The organism is Marinomonas sp. PE14-40, from assembly GCF_051623805.1.
GTDB lineage: Bacteria > Pseudomonadota > Gammaproteobacteria > Pseudomonadales > Marinomonadaceae > Marinomonas.
Genome location: NZ_CP130700.1, coordinates 1,201,746 through 1,220,500, shown reverse-complemented (window position 1 = coordinate 1,220,500; position 18,755 = coordinate 1,201,746). Strand labels below are relative to the sequence as shown.

General features: G+C 41.4%; 20 protein-coding genes. 12 read left to right on the top strand and 8 right to left on the bottom strand.

The window, feature by feature from the left end:
* The first annotated feature begins 89 nt into the window (after positions 1-89).
* The 3 genes from Q0A08_RS05595 to Q0A08_RS05585 all read left to right on the top strand — a co-directional run bounded on the left by Q0A08_RS05595 (position 90) and on the right by Q0A08_RS05585 (position 2,562).
* Entirely contained in the window at positions 90-932 is an 843-nt protein-coding gene (locus Q0A08_RS05595; RefSeq protein ID WP_438465494.1) for a lysostaphin resistance A-like protein, read from the top strand.
* An 86-nt stretch (positions 933-1,018) separates the two neighbouring features.
* Positions 1,019-1,510: a thioredoxin family protein gene (locus Q0A08_RS05590; protein WP_438465493.1), complete on the top strand. Its 492-nt coding sequence runs from the start codon at positions 1,019-1,021 to the stop codon at positions 1,508-1,510.
* A gap of 239 nt (positions 1,511-1,749) precedes the next feature.
* Entirely contained in the window at positions 1,750-2,562 is an 813-nt protein-coding gene (locus tag Q0A08_RS05585) for a pyrroline-5-carboxylate reductase family protein (RefSeq protein ID WP_438465492.1), read from the top strand.
* A 67-nt stretch (positions 2,563-2,629) separates the two neighbouring features.
* Here the strand turns inward: Q0A08_RS05585 and Q0A08_RS05580 are convergent, their stop codons facing one another.
* Positions 2,630-3,313 carry a glutathione S-transferase family protein gene (locus tag Q0A08_RS05580; protein ID WP_438465491.1) on the bottom strand — a complete coding sequence of 228 codons (684 nt, stop codon included), beginning with the start codon at positions 3,311-3,313 and terminating at the stop codon, positions 2,630-2,632.
* A 184-nt stretch (positions 3,314-3,497) separates the two neighbouring features.
* On the opposite strand from Q0A08_RS05580, the gene Q0A08_RS05575 reads away from it, so the two are divergent.
* Both Q0A08_RS05575 and Q0A08_RS05570 read left to right on the top strand, forming a co-directional pair.
* Positions 3,498-3,776, top strand: a complete 279-nt coding sequence (locus Q0A08_RS05575) for a hypothetical protein (protein WP_438465490.1) — start codon at positions 3,498-3,500, stop codon at positions 3,774-3,776.
* A 122-nt stretch (positions 3,777-3,898) separates the two neighbouring features.
* Positions 3,899-4,114: a hypothetical protein gene (locus Q0A08_RS05570; RefSeq protein ID WP_438465489.1), complete on the top strand. Its 216-nt coding sequence runs from the start codon at positions 3,899-3,901 to the stop codon at positions 4,112-4,114.
* A gap of 85 nt (positions 4,115-4,199) precedes the next feature.
* Here Q0A08_RS05570 and Q0A08_RS05565 read toward each other — a convergent pair whose 3' ends face one another.
* Positions 4,200-4,697, bottom strand: coding sequence for a lactoylglutathione lyase family protein (locus Q0A08_RS05565; protein WP_438465488.1), 498 nt, complete (start codon positions 4,695-4,697; stop codon positions 4,200-4,202).
* 127 nt (positions 4,698-4,824) lie between these two features.
* On the opposite strand from Q0A08_RS05565, the gene Q0A08_RS05560 reads away from it, so the two are divergent.
* The 5 genes from Q0A08_RS05560 to Q0A08_RS05540 all read left to right on the top strand — a co-directional run bounded on the left by Q0A08_RS05560 (position 4,825) and on the right by Q0A08_RS05540 (position 9,383).
* On the top strand, positions 4,825-5,727 hold the full coding sequence (locus tag Q0A08_RS05560; protein ID WP_438465487.1) for a LysR family transcriptional regulator: 903 nt from the start codon (positions 4,825-4,827) through the stop codon (positions 5,725-5,727).
* Between the two features lie 200 nt (positions 5,728-5,927).
* A complete protein-coding gene (locus Q0A08_RS05555; protein WP_438465486.1) occupies positions 5,928-6,761 on the top strand; it encodes a pre-peptidase C-terminal domain-containing protein in 834 nt (277 codons plus the stop codon).
* Positions 6,762-6,933: 172 nt separating this feature from the next.
* Positions 6,934-7,446 (top strand): GNAT family N-acetyltransferase, encoded by a 513-nt coding sequence (locus tag Q0A08_RS05550; RefSeq protein ID WP_438465485.1) that lies wholly within the window; start codon positions 6,934-6,936, stop codon positions 7,444-7,446.
* A gap of 75 nt (positions 7,447-7,521) precedes the next feature.
* The gene (locus Q0A08_RS05545) at positions 7,522-8,136 is read left to right on the top strand and encodes a DUF6151 family protein (RefSeq protein ID WP_438465484.1); all 615 of its coding nucleotides are present in this window, start codon (positions 7,522-7,524) and stop codon (positions 8,134-8,136) included.
* A 14-nt stretch (positions 8,137-8,150) separates the two neighbouring features.
* Entirely contained in the window at positions 8,151-9,383 is a 1,233-nt protein-coding gene (locus tag Q0A08_RS05540) for a sugar efflux transporter (RefSeq protein ID WP_438467608.1), read from the top strand.
* Positions 9,384-9,431: 48 nt separating this feature from the next.
* On the opposite strand, the gene Q0A08_RS05535 is transcribed toward Q0A08_RS05540, so the two are convergent.
* The 6 genes from Q0A08_RS05535 to Q0A08_RS05510 form a co-directional block, all read right to left on the bottom strand.
* Positions 9,432-10,376, bottom strand: a complete 945-nt coding sequence (locus Q0A08_RS05535) for a hydroxymethylglutaryl-CoA lyase (protein ID WP_438465483.1) — start codon at positions 10,374-10,376, stop codon at positions 9,432-9,434.
* Entirely contained in the window at positions 10,373-12,376 is a 2,004-nt protein-coding gene (locus tag Q0A08_RS05530) for an acetyl/propionyl/methylcrotonyl-CoA carboxylase subunit alpha (RefSeq protein ID WP_438465482.1), read from the bottom strand. Before Q0A08_RS05530 ends, Q0A08_RS05535 begins: the two co-directional genes overlap by 4 nt.
* Positions 12,369-13,265: an enoyl-CoA hydratase-related protein gene (locus Q0A08_RS05525; RefSeq protein ID WP_438465481.1), complete on the bottom strand. Its 897-nt coding sequence runs from the start codon at positions 13,263-13,265 to the stop codon at positions 12,369-12,371. Before Q0A08_RS05525 ends, Q0A08_RS05530 begins: the two co-directional genes overlap by 8 nt.
* A 101-nt stretch (positions 13,266-13,366) precedes the next feature.
* Entirely contained in the window at positions 13,367-14,974 is a 1,608-nt protein-coding gene (locus Q0A08_RS05520) for a carboxyl transferase domain-containing protein (protein WP_438465480.1), read from the bottom strand.
* Positions 14,975-15,086: 112 nt separating this feature from the next.
* Positions 15,087-16,253 carry an isovaleryl-CoA dehydrogenase gene (locus tag Q0A08_RS05515; protein WP_009835189.1) on the bottom strand — a complete coding sequence of 389 codons (1,167 nt, stop codon included), beginning with the start codon at positions 16,251-16,253 and terminating at the stop codon, positions 15,087-15,089.
* 47 nt (positions 16,254-16,300) lie between these two features.
* The gene (locus tag Q0A08_RS05510) at positions 16,301-16,759 is read right to left on the bottom strand and encodes a MerR family transcriptional regulator (RefSeq protein ID WP_438465479.1); all 459 of its coding nucleotides are present in this window, start codon (positions 16,757-16,759) and stop codon (positions 16,301-16,303) included.
* Positions 16,760-17,031: 272 nt separating this feature from the next.
* Between Q0A08_RS05510 and Q0A08_RS05505 the strand changes: the two genes are divergently transcribed.
* Both Q0A08_RS05505 and Q0A08_RS05500 read left to right on the top strand, forming a co-directional pair.
* Complete coding sequence (locus tag Q0A08_RS05505) at positions 17,032-18,210, top strand: acetyl-CoA C-acyltransferase (RefSeq protein ID WP_438465478.1); 1,179 nt, start codon at positions 17,032-17,034, stop codon at positions 18,208-18,210.
* A gap of 164 nt (positions 18,211-18,374) precedes the next feature.
* A complete protein-coding gene (locus tag Q0A08_RS05500; protein WP_438465477.1) occupies positions 18,375-18,743 on the top strand; it encodes a hypothetical protein in 369 nt (122 codons plus the stop codon).
* The last annotated feature ends 12 nt before the right edge of the window (positions 18,744-18,755 follow it).

Below are 18,755 nucleotides of genomic sequence, written 5' to 3'. Positions count from 1 at the left end.
GAAAAATAAGTGTAAATAGTTTATCTGGGTTATATGGCCTATTAAGTGACGTGCTAGTATCCGCGCACAGAATTTAATGGATTTACTTGATGGAATTTTTATTCTCGCTTTTCCCCGCAGGTTTTACTTGGCTTCTGCTAGGTATAGCAATTATCACGAGCTTTTTTAAGCCTAAGTATGGGCTTTTTGCTTTAGGGGCTTGTGCTTTAACCGCTTTATATCAATCTCATTTGGAATTGATCGTAGTGCTATATGGTGTAGCTGGTTTAATTGTGGCCGCTTATGGCGCAAAAACTAAAGGGATAAAGCGCCTTATTTGCCATGTGATTGTGATTGTCTGGGCTCTTGCGTTAGCTTTACATCTCGCCCCTGGTTTTAATAATTTACAGGTGTTAAATCAGGTACAAAGTGGGGTAAATAGTTCTGCTTATACACTTTATTTAAACCTTGATAAGCCGTTGATATTCTTTGCATTGCTTTTACTTGTACCTAATTTACTAGGCCGTGTTAAAACAATGACTCAAATGCAGATACGAACACTTGCCGCTTTGTTTTCAGGTGTTTTCTTACTCGCTTTCCTTTTGGGTCTGATTCAATACGAACTGAGCCTGCCAAATTGGTGGTTGGTTTTTGCCTTTAGTAATTTGCTATTAACCTGTGTCGCCGAAGAAGCCTTGTTTAGAGGCTATATTCAAAACCTGTTAACCCGTCGCTTTAATCCAGTTATCGGCGTAGGTATTGCCAGTGCTCTATTTGGCTTAGCGCACTTTGCTGGTGGTCCTGTTTTTATTTTAGTGGCAACTCTCGCTGGGATTTTATACGGCTTAACCTATTTTTGGAGCGGGAAACTAAGTTATGCAGTGGCTGTTCATTTTGCTTTTAACTTAGGGCATCTGACTTTTTTCACTTATCCTTTGTTGGCATCTTCATAAATTGAAAATGTTTTCAGTTTATTTGTGTTCTTCTGTTGGTAAGATGGTGTTTGTAACCAATAAAAAGAAAAGGTAATTGTAAGCTTATGGCATTTAAAAATTTTTTTGAGCAAGGGATCGACTTTAAAACCTATTTGGCTCAAGGCACCGAAGATGAAGCGCTTGCTGTAATTAAAGCCGCAGACGCTTTAGCAGGACAGCTTACGCAATCACTCGCAATGAGAATTGCCAGTTTGGAGCAAGGTGCCAATATCTTGATAGCTGGTGAAACTTGGTGTCCAGATTGTCAGTTAAATATTACAGCAATCAGTGCGATGGCTGAGCTTCACCCTAAGATCAAAGTCTCCATTGTTAGCCGTGATTTTGCTCAAGAAAACCTGCTAGATAAGCTAGATATTACTGAGATCAAAATTCCTTTAGTGGTTGTATTAGATCAATATTATCAACCAAAAGGCTTATTTATCGAACAGCCAACTAAGGTGAAGGAAAGCCAAGACGAAGCGTTACAAAGTGCCTATGATAATGCTGAGCTTTTAACTCAAACCATTGAAGAAGTGCTAGATATTATCGCTCGATAAACTCTCTTCTCATGTCTTATTTTATATATCTCCAAGGATGGAGATAGTGAGTTTTTCCACTCAATTTCACTTCTATTCTTTGTTTTTATTTTTAATTAAATCAATTAGTAGCTTTATTTTCTTCTAATGTTTTAACTCTTCTCCCTTTGTATTAAAGCCTTGCAACTTTGAATTCTATTCGTACCATCAAGTTTTCGAATAGAAAACGAAAATGGATAGGATTAAGGAGAAGATCGCAAATGTTGCAAAAAAATTGTGTGTATTTAGGTGTGGGGAATATGGGCTTTCCTGTATTCAAAGCGACACTTCCTTACTTTTTAAATACTTGGCAAGTGAGTGTTATCGACAAAAGTGAAGAAAGGCTAAAACTTGCGCAAAGCCTTGGTGATATTGAGGTGAGAGAAGGGCTCCCCGAAAATACACACATTCTCTTCTTAGGCATAAGGCCCCAAGACTTACCTAATCTAGCGATGCAAAACCGAGACTCGGGCGCTAACGATCCTGCTTTAATTGTTTCTATGTTAGCTGGTGTGTCGTGTGCGGAAATTCAGCAATACTTTCCTAACTCTCAAGTGATGAGATGTATGCCAAATACGCCTTGTGAGTTTGGTGTAGGAATCACGCCTATCTATTTTAGCGGTGCTTTTAGTGCTCATTATTCTGCTTTTCTTGAGGCGGCTCAGTTTATGGGTGAGCTTTTCTTTGTAGAGAAAGAGAGTGATATAGATGGCGCAACGGGCATCAGTGGTGGAGGCCCTGCTTATGTCATGCTAATGGCTGATGCCATGATTGAAGCCTCTCAAGCATTAGGCTTTAGCTATGAAGAGTCAAAGCGGTTAGTGGGAAAAACGTTAGAAGGTAGCGGTAAAATGCTGCAAATGTCTGATAAATTACCCGTTCAGCTTGCTCAAGATGTGATGACGCCAAATGGCACAACTGAGCAAGGGGTGAATGAGCTGAAAGCCAAAAAAGTAGAAACCGCTATTTATGATGCTTTGCTAAAAGCTTCTCATAAAGCGGTAGATATGTCTGATCCTGACAATAGGGATTAATGGCTTTCTAGTTATTGGATCTAATTAAGGGGAGAGAGCCAAGACGTTTAGGCTCTCTCAATGCTTCTTAATGTAGGTAAGAATCATAATAAATGGGGTCTAACTCATAGGCTTCATCTAACCAAGCTTTGACATGAAGTCGGTTTAATAAACGTTCTGCCCAAGCCTTTGTTAGGGGGAAGTGATGAGATGGTTCAAGGTGTGAAGTAAGCCTTAATACGCTAGGTACTAAGGTAAGGTCCGCAAGGGACACGTCGCCAAATAAATATGGACCTTGGTATTTAGATAATAGACCTTCCCATACTTGATAAAGGCCTTCGGCGCTTTTGACATTATCAGCTGACAATATTTTCTTATCTGGATAAAAGCTGCTTTCAAAAGATAGGCTAGGGCAGATCTTACCCATATCAGCATGTTGCCAAGCAAGCATAGATCTGGCTTCAGCTCTTACAAATTTATTATCGGGAAGTAATTGGTTATTGGATAATTCATTAACGAATTCCATGATGGCCTGAGAATCGTAAATAATGTGTGTGTCTTTGCTTTGGGTTTCCTCCTCTTCAACCACTAGTACAGGGACGCGTGAGGCAGGTGAAAAGGTGCTAATTTCAGCTATGTTTCGCCATCTTTGAGGGCGTTTGATATCTATAATAATTTCTTCAAACTCAATGTTTGTTTCCTTTAGGCTTAACCAAGCTCTCATAGCCCAGCTTGAAGCGTTACGTGTGCCAGAATAAAGGGTTAATTTCATGATTCACTCCTTAATAATCAGATTAAAGCATGTCATTATTTTAGTGATATTTAGCTTTTATGGCGCTGCAAAACCGCCTTACTTGGGTGCTTTAATATGCATTTTAGTTCTAGAAATAAAGAAAATCGTCCCAACTGTTTATTTGAATAGATGTTGATGAGTTGCAATAAAAGAGGAGCTTTAAATGAGAAGAGAACCTTATAAACGAAAAATAGGGGTGATGTTAGTGCCTCATCTTTGGATAGGTGCCGCTATCTGGCCAATTCTTTTGTTTCTTGGTGTATCTGATTTAACTGAGTTTTACTTTTATCTTTCTCTCTTTTTTATCGGTTCAACGGCTTTTTGTATTCATCAAGGCTGGTATGCATTTAAACATAAGGAGTATTCTGATTTTGCTGTTTTAGCTGTCGTTCCTTTTATCTTATCCATGTTAATATTGGTCTGGTATTTAACGAGTAACTGATTGGCATGATGAGTTATTTAATTGGAGTTTATTTAAAAACTTTTAGTCAGATTTTAACTTATTTTGGTAGTTTATTATTTAAGTGATTTTAGAGTTAAGCGTTTTTTAAAGGAAAGTAGTAAATGATTAAAATAGCCATGTTAGGCGTTGCTCTGATTTTAGTTACAGGCTGTAGTAAAAAAGATTTGTATGAGAATATCCAAGCGAATAATCAGTTTGCTTGTAATAATGTAGCGCCTTCTCAATATGATGAGTGCATGGAAAGGTCGAGCATGTCATATGAGGAATACGAAGCAAAGAGAACAGAAGATCCATATGAATCGAGCCTAGGTTATTAGGCCTTTATCTAGCTAGCAATAAGACTGACTTATTTGCAGGTGTTTGAATAAGCTGTAAGCCAGTCTTTTACTTTTAGATTAATGCTTAATCTTGATAAGCGCCTGCTGAGTAAGTTAACTCGTAAGAGTGTGAGTAGATCTCGATGATGTTTCCCCATGGATCTTCACAGTAAACCATACGGTAAGGCTTTTCTCCTGGATAATAACTGCGAACGGGCATGCGCTGCTTACCACCCGTTGCGACTATCTTCTCTGCTAAACCCTCTACATCAGGGTCAGTCATGCAGAAATGAAAAATGCCCGTCTTTTTATACTCTAAATTATTTTCGGGTGTTTGATTGTCAGGGAACTCAAACAATTCGATACCGATTCTATCTGCTGTTGCTAGGTGGCAGATTTTAAACTTACTCCAGCTCTCACCAAATACGTCATCACACATAATGCCAATGGCACTGTCATCTCGTGCAATTTCTGTTGGCTCCATTATTGGGTAAAGCCCTAAAACATCGGTATACCACTTAAAAGCAGCGTCGACATCGGGTACGGATAAACCAATGTGATTAAAGGCTCTTGGGTAGCTCATGTACTTTCCTTATTAACGGTTTAGATGGGTCTTTCTCGTCGTGTTTAACGAGTGAATAAGGCAAGGTTACATACGTATATTAATAATGATAAATTATTATTTAAAATGAAAATAAGTATATTTTGTTATGATTAATCCTGTCCTTTTAAAAAGCTTTTGTACTCTGGCCGAGCTTGGCCATTTCACTCGTACCGCTGATAAGTTGCATATGACGCAATCTGGCGTAAGCCAACATGTTCGAAAGTTGGAAGAGTCTCTTGGGCAGACTTTATTAATACGACAAGGGAAAAAGTTTAGTCTGACCCATGCAGGTAATCAGGTTTACCAAAAGGGAAAGCAGATATTACAGGCCATGGAAGAGCTCGAAACCAGCTTGCAAGACGACCCTGAATTTGAAGGGGAGGTAAGTATCATGTCTCCTGGAAGTGTGGGGTTAAGACTTTATCCTGATGTTTTGGCTATGCAGCAAGTTCACCCTAAATTAACGGTGGATTATCGTTTTGCGCCTAATGATTCGATTGAATCACACTTAAGCCAAGGCGTATTAGATATTGGCTTGATGAGTAAACTTACGGCAAACCCTAAAATAGACGCTAAGGAAGTGGCAAAAGAAGCCCTTGTGTTGGTAACGCCGGCTGACTTTGATGATTGTGAGTTAACTTCTGCTGCAGTGTCTTCTGTCTTGTGGAATCAGCTTAAAGCATTAGGTTTTATTCAACACCCAGATAGCGCTTATCAAGCCGCTTTGTTGCTCGGGGCTAACTTTCCTGAATTTAGTCATATTGATGATATTCGTAAAAGCGGTTTTTCAAATCAAATTGGCTCGATTCTAGAGCCGGTCAGCTTAGGTTTAGGTTTTACTGTCTTGCCTGCTTTTGCTGTTGATGCCTTTGCTTATCAGGACAAGATTAAACGGCATACACTTCCAAACCCAGTAAATGAAACTATTTACCTTTGTACTAATCGAGAGCATGTATTGCCAAAACGTGTAATAGGCTTACTTGCTAGATTAGAGGACTGGTTGGCTTAGCTTAAGGAATCATCGATTGATTTAGCTCAGGTTCCCCAACCTAATCTAACCTAAGCTAATCTGAGACCCTTGATCTAGTTATATTAGCCTTTTTAACTTTTGCTCAGCTACGGCAAAAGCATTGCTAGTATGTTGATCTGATTTTGTGAAAAAACAGATCAAAAACAAACTAAAACAATGTGTTATAAAAAGGATTTATCATGATTAAGAAGGCTTTAACTGTCTCTGTCGTGGGTATGAGTATGGCTTTATCTGGCCTATATGCTTCTTCATTAATGGCAGCGGATGCGAATATCATTTATCTAACACGCCATGCTGAAAAGCTAGATACTGGCTCTGACCCCTCTTTATCTGAAGCAGGTAAACTACGTGCTGCTAACCTCGCTAGCATGCTTAAACATACCAATATTAATGCGATTTTCAGTACCTCTTATAATCGTACCTTAGAAACAGCTGCCCCCTTGAGTGAACGTATCTCAGTTGGCGTACAGGCTTATGATCCATTTGATTTGAGTGGTTTTGCAGCAAATTTAAAAACACTAGATGGTAATACCATGGTAGTGGGGCATTCTAATACCACACCAGAGTTGGTGGGCTTATTAGGTGGTGAAGCAGGCTCTGCCATTGATGAAAGTGAATACGATAGACTTTATCAGCTTATCTTTAATCAAGATGGTTCTGTTACTACAGTGCGTCTTACCTCTTTGCCTAGCGAAGATAAGCAGAGTTGTGAAGTATCTGACCTTGCTTTAACGAACTTATCAGGCTACACAGGAGAGTGGGCTTATTATCAGCTTGATCTACCTGATTGTGTTGCTTCATTCGAAGTTAGTATGAGTGGAGGCACGGGGGATGCCGATTTGTATGTTAAATATGGTGCGCAACCAACTTCATCTGACTATGATTGCCGACCTTTTGAAACGGGTAATAATGAAATATGCCAGATGAGTAATCCAGCATCAGGTACTTATCATATAGGGACTTACGCCTATAAAGATTATTCAGATGTAAGTCTTTCAAGCAGCGCTCAATAAGTCACTTTGTTTACAAGGTTTAATAAGAAGTCATAAAGGTTTCAATTGCATTATTGCTACTGAGTTTCTTATTAAGCCTTGATTCTAAATGAGAATTTATCTCAACACCTATTAAGTTAATCTCATATGCCTTAAAGTATATCTATGGATTCACATAGAGCAGGGCGTACTTGTGTTATTTCGAAAACTCACTCCAGAAGATTGGCTACTTTATAAAAAGGTTCGCCTTAAAAGTCTTGATGAAGCTCCTCAGGCTTTCGAGTCTAGTCTACTTGAAGAATCTCATTTTGAGGAGAGTGTATGGCGTGAACGCTTGGAATCGAGAGAATCTTCTTTTTGTCTAGGGGCATTTATTGAAACAGGCGAGCTTGTTGCTATCGCAGGTTTTACTCAAGGTCATAAGCTTAAAACTCAGCATAAGTCTTATCTCTGGGGCGTTTATGTCTTACCTAATGCAAGAGGCTTTGGGATTGCCTCAGGCCTAATGAAGACCATTATCAAAGAATTTGATGCCCTAAAAGCGGTTTCTAGTTTGCAACTGACTGTTACTGCTAATAATACTCAGGCAGTGGCGCTCTATAATAAGTTTGGTTTTAAAGAGTATGGGTTAGAGAAAGACGCCATTCGAGTGGCAGGTGTTTCTTATGATGAGATTTTGATGCATTTAATTAAGTCATTCAACTGAACTGATTAAGTGACTCTTTTCGATTTAAATTTTTTCAGTATGATTCTTTTCAATTAAACGGCGGAGGTAAGAGCTATGGCAGAAATAAAGCTAGCTTGTGATTGCGGTAAAGTTCAGGGGCATGCCCATGATATGGATGCGATAAAGGGTAATCGTCTTACCTGTTGCTGTTCTGATTGTCAGGCTTTTGCTTACTATTTAATGAATTTAGGGCGTGGCAACAATCCTACTATTCTAGACCAATACTCTGGTACTGATATTTTCCAAATGCCTATATCTAAGTTGACCATCGATCAAGGTGTTGAGGAAATTACCTGTATGCGCTTAAGCGAGAAGGGGATGAACCGTTGGTATACAAAGTGTTGTAACACGCCTATTGGCAATACGTTAGGGGGCAATATGCCCTTTATTGGCGTAGTGCATAATTTTATGCGACATCAAACTAGTCGGGTAGGTGAAATTGGCCAAAACCGTGCTTATGTGCAAACTCATGAGATTAAAAAGCAAATTCCGACAGCATTAAAAGGCTCTTCTTCTAAGGCGATTCTTAGAAGCATCAGTAAACTAATTAGCTGGAAATTAAGAGGTTTTCATCGACCTTCTGTATTTTTTACCCAAGAGGGTAATTCTATTGTTACCCCTATCATTAAGCATAAATCAGAAATAATGCAGAATATCAAAACGAATTAAGTATTTAGACACCTCTGACAAGGAGTCAGAAACAAGGAGAAAGGGACATCAAACGCATTTATCATTTTCTCAGCGGTGAGGCTGGTAATTACTATATTATCAATGGCTTAACTGCGCTTTCATATGCTCTTATTATACCTATATTAAGTATTTTCTTAATCGACGGACTCGGCTTTGAGCCCATTTATATTGGTATTTATACTGTGGCTTATACTGTCTCTGGAATCTACATTACACAAAAGTTTGGCGCGCTTGCTGATAAGGGAATAGACCGCAAAGTTTTGTTTATTATCGCTTTGATGGGAATCGTCTGTGCGGCATTGAGTTACGCTTTTCTAACCGCATTCTGGCAAATATTGATTGCTGGTACCTTGTTTATGGGAGTCGCTAGGGCGTCGATTCCTATGATACTGATTATGGTCAGACACTTTGCTGAAAGCTCGGCAACAGACCCAACTCAATTGAATGCACAAATACGATCTTCGGTATCCTTTATCTGGATTCTTGGGCCGCCATTAGCCTTTTTATTAGTCGATAAAATAGGTTTTCAGTTTACCTTTCTTATGGCTGCGTGTGCTGGCGTTTTTGTCGCCTTTTATGCTTGGGGGAAACTCCCTCAGCAAGAAAAAGTATCAGCGGCTAAGGACGAGTCACAAGCGCTGAAAAATCAAGCCATTCCGAGAGTTGTGTATTACTTAGGGGCGGTGCTTTTTCTTGGGAATGTGGCTAACTCAAATTACATTACAGCCATGCCATTATATTTGACTAATGACTTAAACTTGCCTGTGTCTTTCCCTGGGCTCTTGTTAGGGTTGACCGCAGCATGTGAGATCCCAATTATGTTGATGTCTGCTAAATGGGCTAAGGCAATCGGCACAACTAAGGTTTTACTTATTAGTTTTATTGCCGCCATGGTGTTTTATATATTATGTACTTTAGTCGAAAGCATGCTGAGCTTTATTTTGATTCAGGTTTTTAATGGTGTTTTCTTTGGTATTTTCGTGGGTGTCGGGATTAGTTTATTACAAGACAAAGCACCTAACTGCATTGGTAGGGCTACGGCTTATTATTCAAATATGATGGCGTTAGGGAGTATGGCAGGAGCGTCTTTAATGGGGATTGTTGCGCAATATTTTGGTTACAAAGAAGCATTGTTCATTAGCTTCGGGGCTATATTTATCGCCTTTATAATGCTGTTTTTTTATGAACTTTTGATGCGAAAGAACCAAGCTTTACAAGAAGCTTGATTCTATATCCGCTTTCTAGATTTTAGTGGGATACATGAGAAGTCAGGATTAGTCCTGGCTTCTTCCCTTTGCTAGCGCCACTTTAGAGCCATTATTGCGATTGATCTGTTCACAAATCCAGAAGCCAGTATCAACCATGGCTTGAAGGTTTATACCGGTTTCGATGCCAAGTCCTTCGAGCAAATAAAGCACATCTTCTGTAGCTACATTGCCAGAGGCACCTTTTGCATAAGGGCAACCGCCAAGGCCTGCCACCGAACTATCGATAATAGCGAGACCTTCTTCTAGCACGGCATTCAAATTACCGACAGCTTGTCCATAGGTGTCGTGAAAGTGCGCTGCCAGAAGGTGCATAGGAATGTCTTTGTTTACCGCTTCTAACATGCGTTTGGCTTTTAGTGGTGTGCCTGTACCGATAGTGTCACCTAAGGAGATTTCATAGCAGCCCATGTCATAAAGGGCTTTTGCCACTTTAGCGACTTTATTTGGTGCTATTTCGCCTTCATAAGGACAGCCCATCACAGTAGACACATAACCTCGAACAGGGATACCTTGGGATTTAGCGGCTTCAATTACTGGGATAAAACGTTCAAGGCTTTCTTCGATCGAGCAATTAATGTTCTTTTGAGTAAAGCTTTCTGAGGCTGCACTAAATACCGATACTTCTTGAGCATTGGCCGCAAGCGCACCTTCAAAACCTCGCATGTTAGGAGTGAGCACACTATAGGTAATGCCGTCTTTACGCTTAATGCCTGCCATAACTTCACTGGCATCTTTCATTTGCGGCACCCATTTAGGGGACACAAAACTGGCTGCTTCAATATGAATCAGACCAGTATCGCTTAAACGGTTAATCAGCTCTATCTTGGTTTGAGTCGAGACAAAACCGCCGGTTTCATTTTGCAATCCATCCCTTGGACTCATTTCTACCATACGTACTTTTTTAGGGTAAGAATGGGGGGACTGGATAAAAGTACGTTTATCTAGGGTCATGAGACACTTTCCTGCGGTGCTTCAATGGCACTCATAGCGAGGAGCTCGGCGCCATCGCTGACAAGTTCGCCTTCGTCAAAATAAATAGCGTCAATAATGCCGTCATGAGGTGCTTTAATAGCGTGTTCCATCTTCATGGCTTCCATAATTACTAGGGTTTGGCCTTCGCTAACCTTATCCCCTTGAGAAACCATAACGCTTACCATAGAGCCATTCATTGGCGCGGTTAAACTGTTATCAGAACCATGATCACCTTGTTCAAATTCAGCAGTGTACTGATGGCAGTTAAACTTCTCGCCTTGATAGAACAGATCTAACACACCTTCTTTTAATGCACCGTGAACGCTTAGGCAATGGCCATCAATAATGGCATCCAGCTTGTCATGACTAAGGTGTGATTGCAGTTGATAAGAGCGGCCGTCTACTCGTACTTCATCATATTCATCGAAATGTTGAATTTCTAACGTGTGTTTTGCGTCGTCTACCACGAGAACAAGCGGCTTTTGGTACTGCTTATTCATTCTCCAATTTTTAAATTGGCTAAATGGAGAGTGCTTATCTTGATTGCTCTTCTTGACCACTTTGGCTTGTTGTAGATAAAAACCAGCAGCAAGGACAAGGGCTTTATCTAGTTCAAGACCACTAGTATTAAATAAAAGGTTTTCGTGTTTTTCGATAAAGCCTGTATCAAGCTCTGCATCTCTAAAAGGTTTTGCATCGACTAGGGCATGCAAAAAGCGAATGTTACTAGTGACGCCGCTAATGCGGTATTGCTCTAGTGCTTGCACCATACGGTTGATGGCTTTGCTTCTGTCCTGATCCCAAACAATAAGTTTGGCTATCATAGGGTCGTAATGAATGCTGACTTCATCACCTTCGAGCACACCAGTATCCACTCTGACATGTGAGTTGGTGGCTGGTGTTTTTAGGTAATGCAGCTTGCCTGTTGCAGGTAAAAAGTCATTATCAGGATCCTCTGCATAAATACGGGCTTCAAGTGCATGACCTGTGATTTGGATTTGATCTTGGCTTAAAGGTAAGACTTCGCCATTGGCGATGCGTAATTGCCATTCGACTAAATCTTGTCCTGTGATCATTTCTGTCACTGGGTGCTCAACTTGCAAGCGGGTGTTCATCTCCATGAAGAAGAAGGAACCGTCCACATCGTAAAGAAACTCAACCGTACCTGCGCCCACATAATCAATAGCCTGAGCCGCTTTTACCGCCGCTTCACCCATAGCTTTGCGTGTGGCATCTGAAAGACCGGGAGCAGGGGCTTCTTCAATCACTTTTTGGTGACGTCTTTGTACCGAGCAGTCTCGCTCAGCTAAATAAACACCATTGCCATGAGAGTCACAAAAAACTTGGATTTCCACGTGACGAGGTTGCGTTAAGTAGCGTTCTATTAGCATGTCTGGGTTGCCAAACGCATTGCTAGACTCACGTTGTGCAGCGGCGAGAGCTTCATCAAACTCAGCCAGTTCGTTTACCACTCGCATGCCTTTACCGCCGCCACCTGCGATTGCTTTAAGCAAAACAGGGAAGCCGCAACGTATCGCTTCTTCTTTTAATAGTTCAGGGTTTTGATCGTCACCGTGATAGCCAGGTACTAGTGGCACCTGTGCTTTTTCCATAATGGCTTTAGCGGCAGATTTAGATCCCATAGCCGCAATGGCGCTGGCTGGTGGCCCAATAAAGACAAGGCCATTTTCTGCACAAGCTTCAGCAAACTCTGTGTTTTCAGATAAGAAGCCATAGCCTGGGTGAATAGCTTGAGCACCACTTGCTAAGGCGATCTCTATAATTTTTTCGTGACGTAAATAGCTTTGGTTACTTGGTGCTGGCCCTAGTAAAAAGGCTTCATCTGCCATAGCAACATGACGAGCATTCACATCTGCTTCTGAATAAACAGCAACGCAGCGAACGCCCATTTTGTGGGCAGTTTCGATAACACGACAGGCAATTTCACCACGGTTAGCTATTAGGATTTTATTAAACATCGTTTTGCTCCTTGTCTTTGCCTGCTGTAGGTTGAATCCAACTAGCTTGACGCTTATTTAAAAAGGCATTGAGACCTTCTTGGCCTTCCTCACTGACACGTATGTCTGAAATGCACTGGCTGGTATAGCTAATTACCTCTGTGTCGATCGGCTTGTGACTTACTGCGAAAATAAGCTTTTTCGCTACCGTCATAGCTTGAGGGCTGTTTTGACTTAACTGCAGGATGAATTGTTCAGCCGCTTGATCTAGCTGGTTCTGATCATCAACTAAGTCGTGAACCAAGCCAAAACTTTGTGCTTGTTCTGCACTGATAATTTCTGCACTTAAAAAGTAGCGTCTTGCTTGGCGTTCACCAATTGCACGAATCACATAAGGGCTAATGACAGCGGGCACTAAACCTATTTTGACTTCGCTTAAACAGAATCTTGCTGTACGAGTGGCAACGACTATGTCACAACAAGCGGCAAGACCAACGGCACCACCATAAGCTGCGCCTTGAACAAGCGCGAGAGTCGGCTTGCTAAAATCGTTTAGACATTGCATTAATTTAGCGAGCTGGTTGGCATCATCTAAGTTTTCTTGATGGCTGTTGTTTGTCATACGCTTCATCCAATTTAAATCTGCACCGGATGAGAAGTGTTTACCTGTAGAGCGCAAGATAAGGAGTTTTAAATCTGCCTGCGCTTCTGCTTGCGCTAATTTCTCTATCATTAAAGAGATGATGTGATCATCAAATGCATTGTATTTATCTGCATTATTTAAGATTAACTCAGCAATACCAGGGTTAGGGTAATGCAAAATTACTTTGGCATTAAAATCACTGTTGGCAGAAGATGGATTCTCTTCAGTGTTATCAAAAAGCGTGCTTTGCGTGGGTATATTGTTCATGACATTGCTCTCTCATGATCACTTAATAGGGATGGCTTTACCCAAATATGTGGGTAAAGCCTAGATTGGGCCAAAGGGGTTAAATTTGGTTGCCCAAATCCTTACATTCTAAAGACACCGAATTTGGTCTCTTCTTTTGGTCGATTCAAGGTTGCTGATAAGCTTAGGGCAATCACATCACGTGTTTGCGCCGGATCTATCACGCCATCATCCCAGAGACGAGCACTAGCATAGTAGGGGTGTCCTTGATGCTCGTAAGTGTCAATAATTGGCTGTTTGAATTCTGCTTCTTCTTCCTCGCTCCAGTTCATGCCAGAACGAGCAAGCTTATCTTTCGTTACCGTTGCCATCACACCTGCCGCTTGTTCGCCGCCCATGACAGAAATTCTGGCGTTAGGCCACATCCATAAAAAATCTGGGTTATAAGCACGTCCGCACATGCCATAGTTACCCGCACCAAAACTACCACCGATTAATATGGTGATTTTAGGGACATTGGCACAAGCAACAGCCATTACCATTTTTGCGCCATGTTTAGCGATACCCTCGGCTTCGTATTTCTGGCCCACCATGAAACCTGTGATATTTTGCAAAAACACCAAAGGAATATTGCGCTGACAGCAAAGCTCAATGAAGTGAGCGCCTTTTTGAGCAGAGTCTGAAAAGAGAATGCCATTGTTTGCGATTATGCCGACAGGATAACCATGAATATGAGCAAAACCTGTTACTAACGTTGTGCCATAAAGCTGTTTAAACTCATCGAATTCAGAGTTATCGACAGTACGCGCTATCACATCTCTCACATCAAATGGCTTACGCAGATCAGTACCAACAATGCCGTAGATTTCTTTGGTATCGTATTTAGGCGCTTGTGGTTCGCGCACATCTAAGTGAGGTTGTTTTTTATGATTAAGGTGAGAGATACAACGACGTGCAATCTGCAGAGCATGCTCGTCATTTTCGGCATAATGATCTGCCACACCAGAAGTACGACAATGCACATCTGCACCACCTAAATCTTCTGCACTGACTTCTTCACCTGTTGCGGCTTTCACCAAAGGCGGGCCAGCTAAAAAGATAGTACCTTGGTTGCGAACAATAATGGATTCGTCTGCCATAGCGGGGACATAAGCACCGCCTGCAGTGCAAAGACCCATTACCACAGCAATTTGTGCAATACCTTTGGCAGACATGCGGGCTTGGTTGTAGAAGATACGACCAAAGTGGTCACGGTCGGGGAAAACCTCGTCTTGTTGAGGAAGGTTAGCACCACCTGAGTCCACTAAGTAAATACAAGGTAGGTGGTTCTGCTCAGCAATCTCTTGTGCTCTTAAGTGTTTTTTTACCGTAAGCGGGAAGTAGGTGCCGCCTTTTACAGTGGCATCATTGGCGATGATCATGCATTCGATGCCTGATACTTGGCCAACACCTGCAACAACACCTGCTGCTGGAATATCGTCTTGATAAACCCCATAAGCGGCTAATTGGCCTAACTCTAGAAAGGCGCTGTCTTCATCGATAAGCGTATCGATACGTTGACGTACTAGTAACTTGCCTCTTGCAAGATGGCGTTCTTGATAAGACTTACCACCACCTTGATAAATGTTCTCGATTTTAGATTTTAAATCTAATACCGCTGTTTCCATTGCATCGGCTTTTGCTAAAAACTCTTCAGAACGAGGATTAACTTTAGACTGCAATATCGGCATGTAGCGCTCCTTAATCTTTTTGTCCTATCCACTTTCTTTTAAATAAGCAGGCCCTTATATAAAGAGCCTGAACGAATGAGAGTGATTAATAGGAATGGATGATTGGTCTAAGTTATTTGTTCATGAAAAGTTCGCGGCCAATTAGCATACGGCGTATTTCAGAGGTACCTGCACCAATTTCATAAAGCTTGGCATCACGCAATAAACGGCCAGTAGGGTATTCGTTGATATAGCCATTACCGCCAAGCAGTTGAATCGCGTCTAATGCTATTTGTGTGGCCATTTCTGCTGCATAAAGAATAACGCCAGCGGCATCTTTACGGGTTGTTTCACCTCTGTCTGCTGACATGGCAACCATGTATACATAAGATTTAGCAGCATTCATGCGAGTGTACATGTCAGCAATTTTGCCCTGTACTAACTCGAATTCGCCAATGGCTTTACCAAATTGCTGACGATCACGGATATAAGGTACAGCCACATCCATTGCCGCTTGCATGATGCCCAGTGGTCCACCTGCTAATACAAGACGTTCGTAATCAAGGCCACCCATTAGCACCTTAACACCACCATTTAGCTCACCTAAGATATTCTCTTTTGGCACTTTGCAATCTTGGAAAACCAATTCACAGGTGTTTGAACCACGCATACCTAGCTTGTCGAGCTTTTGAGCTTGAGTGAAACCTTCGCTATCTCGTTCAACAATGAAAGCGGTAATCCCTTTAGAGCCCGCGTGTAAGTCAGTTTTAGCGTAAATGACATAAACATTGGCATCAGGACCGTTAGTGATCCACATCTTGTTGCCATTAAGAACATAATGGTCGCCTTCATCGCGGGCGTGCAATTTTAATGAAACAACATCAGAGCCTGCGTTTGGTTCAGACATGGCTAGCGCGCCTATGTGCTCACCAGAAACCAATTTAGGAAGGTAAGTTTCTTTTTGCTTTTGGGTACCATTACGATAAATCTGGTTAACACATAAATTTGAATGAGCACCGTAAGATAAACCAACAGAAGCAGATGCGCGGCTAATTTCTTCCATCGCAATCACATGGGCAAGGTAGCCCATTTCTGCTCCCCCAAATTCTTCACTGACTGTGATACCTAACAGACCCATTTCACCAAACTTTTTCCAAAGATCATTGGGGAAGAGGTTATCTTGATCAATTTGCTCAGCACGAGGTGCAATTTGTGCTGCCGCAAATGCATTCACTTGTTGGCGTAGCATATCTAGGGTTTCGCCAAGTCCAAAATTCAGTTCAGAGTATTGAGAGATCATGTCAGTTTACCTTTATAGGGTGATTCTTGTTTTTAGGCCTAATTTGTTTAAATCTCTTTTGAAGACGTCAACATGTCAGCGGTATTGTGTGCTGATCCTTGCCCAGTTTCTTTACCTTGCATTAGCTCCTTGAGTGCGGAGCGGCAGCGCATTTCAGCATTGTCCAATTCTTGTTTGGCCATCTGTATGTCTGTCATTTGTTGCTCAAGTTGAGCCTGTTTAGCACTTAATGTTTCTAACATCTTATTTAACTGTCTTTCACTACCGCTTGGGGTTTCATCCCATAAATCGAACAGTTCACGGGATTCTGCCAGGGAAAAACCAAGACGTTTGCCGCGCAAAATAAGTTTTAGTCTTACCTTGTCATGGCTGTAATAAATGCGAGTTTGTCCTTTACGCTCAGGCTTCATGAGACCTTGATCTTCATAAAAACGAATGCTGCGGGTGGTTACACCAAACTCAGCGGCAAGTTCGCTAATTGAGAAGCTCTTTTTTTGTGTGGTCATAATGTTTGCTCATAATGGATTTCTCTAATATATCTAAAGACTAAATGAAGTTGACGTTAACGTAAAGTAAATATTTTGATCACTTATAAAGCGAGCAAAAATCAGCAGATAGACAAGGAAAGTTTTGATCTAAATAAACGGATAACTGATATCACAAGGAAAAAATGAAACATGCTTTACGTTAACGTTAAGTCATGCTATTTATCTAATAATAGAAAGCAGAATTATTAATACTTAATAGCGGTTTATAGGCCGATTAATGGAGAATAAAGATGACTGATCATGTTGTGCTAGTTGGTGCTGCTAGAACCCCAATGGGTGGCTTACAGGGAGAGTTAAGCAGTGTTAAAGCGCCTGAACTAGGTGGGATTGCAATCAAAGCTGCACTAGAGCGTTCTGGTCTAAAGCCAGAGCAGATTGATGAAGTGTTAATGGGGTGTGTATTGCCCGCAGGCCTTGGTCAAGCGCCTGCACGACAGGCCTCTTTAAATGCAGGTCTACCATTAGCAACAGGCTGTACCACGGTGAACAAAATGTGTGGTTCAGGAATGAAAGCCGTGATGTTTGCACATGATCAAATCTTAGCAGGTAGTGCTAATATCATGGTTGCTGGTGGCATGGAAAACATGAGTCAGTCACCTTATATTCTGCCTAAAGTACGTGAAGGTTTACGTATGGGTCATGGCAAGGTGCTAGATCATATGTTTGTTGACGGCCTTGAAGATGCTTATGAAGGTGGTTTGATGGGTAATTTTGCTCAGAAAACAGCGGATAAGTACGAACTTACCCGTGAAGCCATGGATGACTTTGCATTAGCATCTTTAGAAAAAGCGAATGCAGCGATTAACAATGGCACTTTTGCTGATGAGATTACACCCGTCACCGTAAAAGGTCGTCATGGTGATACTTTAATTGAAGTAGATGAACAGCCTGGTAATGCTCGCCCAGAAAAAATTCGTAAGCTAAGGCCTGCTTTTGCCAAAGAGGGCACAGTGACAGCGGCTAACTCTAGCTCAATTTCTGATGGCGCGTCTGCCATCGTCTTAATGAAAGAGAGTGAAGCGATAGCAAAAGGTCTTAAGCCTCTAGCGCGAATTGTGGCACATTCAACTCATGCACAAATGCCTGCAGAATTTACAATCGCACCGATTGCAGCAGTTCAAAAAGTGTTAGATAGAGCGCAATGGTCCAAAGATGATGTGGATTTATACGAAATTAACGAAGCCTTTGCAGTGGTCACTATGCTTGCTCAGGAAAAGCTAGAACTTGATCCTGCCAAGGTTAATATTAAAGGTGGTGCCTGTGCGCTTGGCCACCCTGTTGGTTCGAGTGGCTCACGTATTTTGGTGACCTTGATGTACTCGTTACAACAAGAAAATAAAAAACGCGGCGTTGCTTCTTTGTGTATTGGGGGTGGTGAAGCAGCAGCGGTTGCGATTGAGCTAATCTAACTCAGATAGCCACTAACCTTGTTTAGTAGTTGACCATTTAGTCCGTATTGAAAAAGCCTTATAAATTGTTTTATAAGGCTTTTTTTGTGAAAGTTCGAGCTTTTTATCAGATAGCGATTAGACTTAGATGAAACTTGTTGAGGCAGCTTTGCAAAGGGACTTATATGGCATTTTCATTAGCAAGAGAAGAAAGTAATATCATTAAAGTAATCTTTAAAGATGCGGTAGACTTTCAACAAAGGGTGGCTGCGGTTGATCAGGTATGCCAGCTGGTGCAGGAAGAAGAGCAGGTTAAGTTGCTTGTCGATTTCACTAACTTTGAGAATTTAATGACCTTAGATGAACAGGAGAAGTTTGGCCTTTATCTAGCGAGTCAGGATGCGCTCGTGAGTGCAAAGGTGGCATCTGTAACCACTAATACCTGTTCAGAAAATGTGATTGTAGAAGCGGTTGCATTCACTAATGGTTACCAAGTTGTCAATTTTCATAGCCTTAGTGATGCTCAGTCATGGCTACTAGGTAAATTTAACTAGCTAAGCCATAAT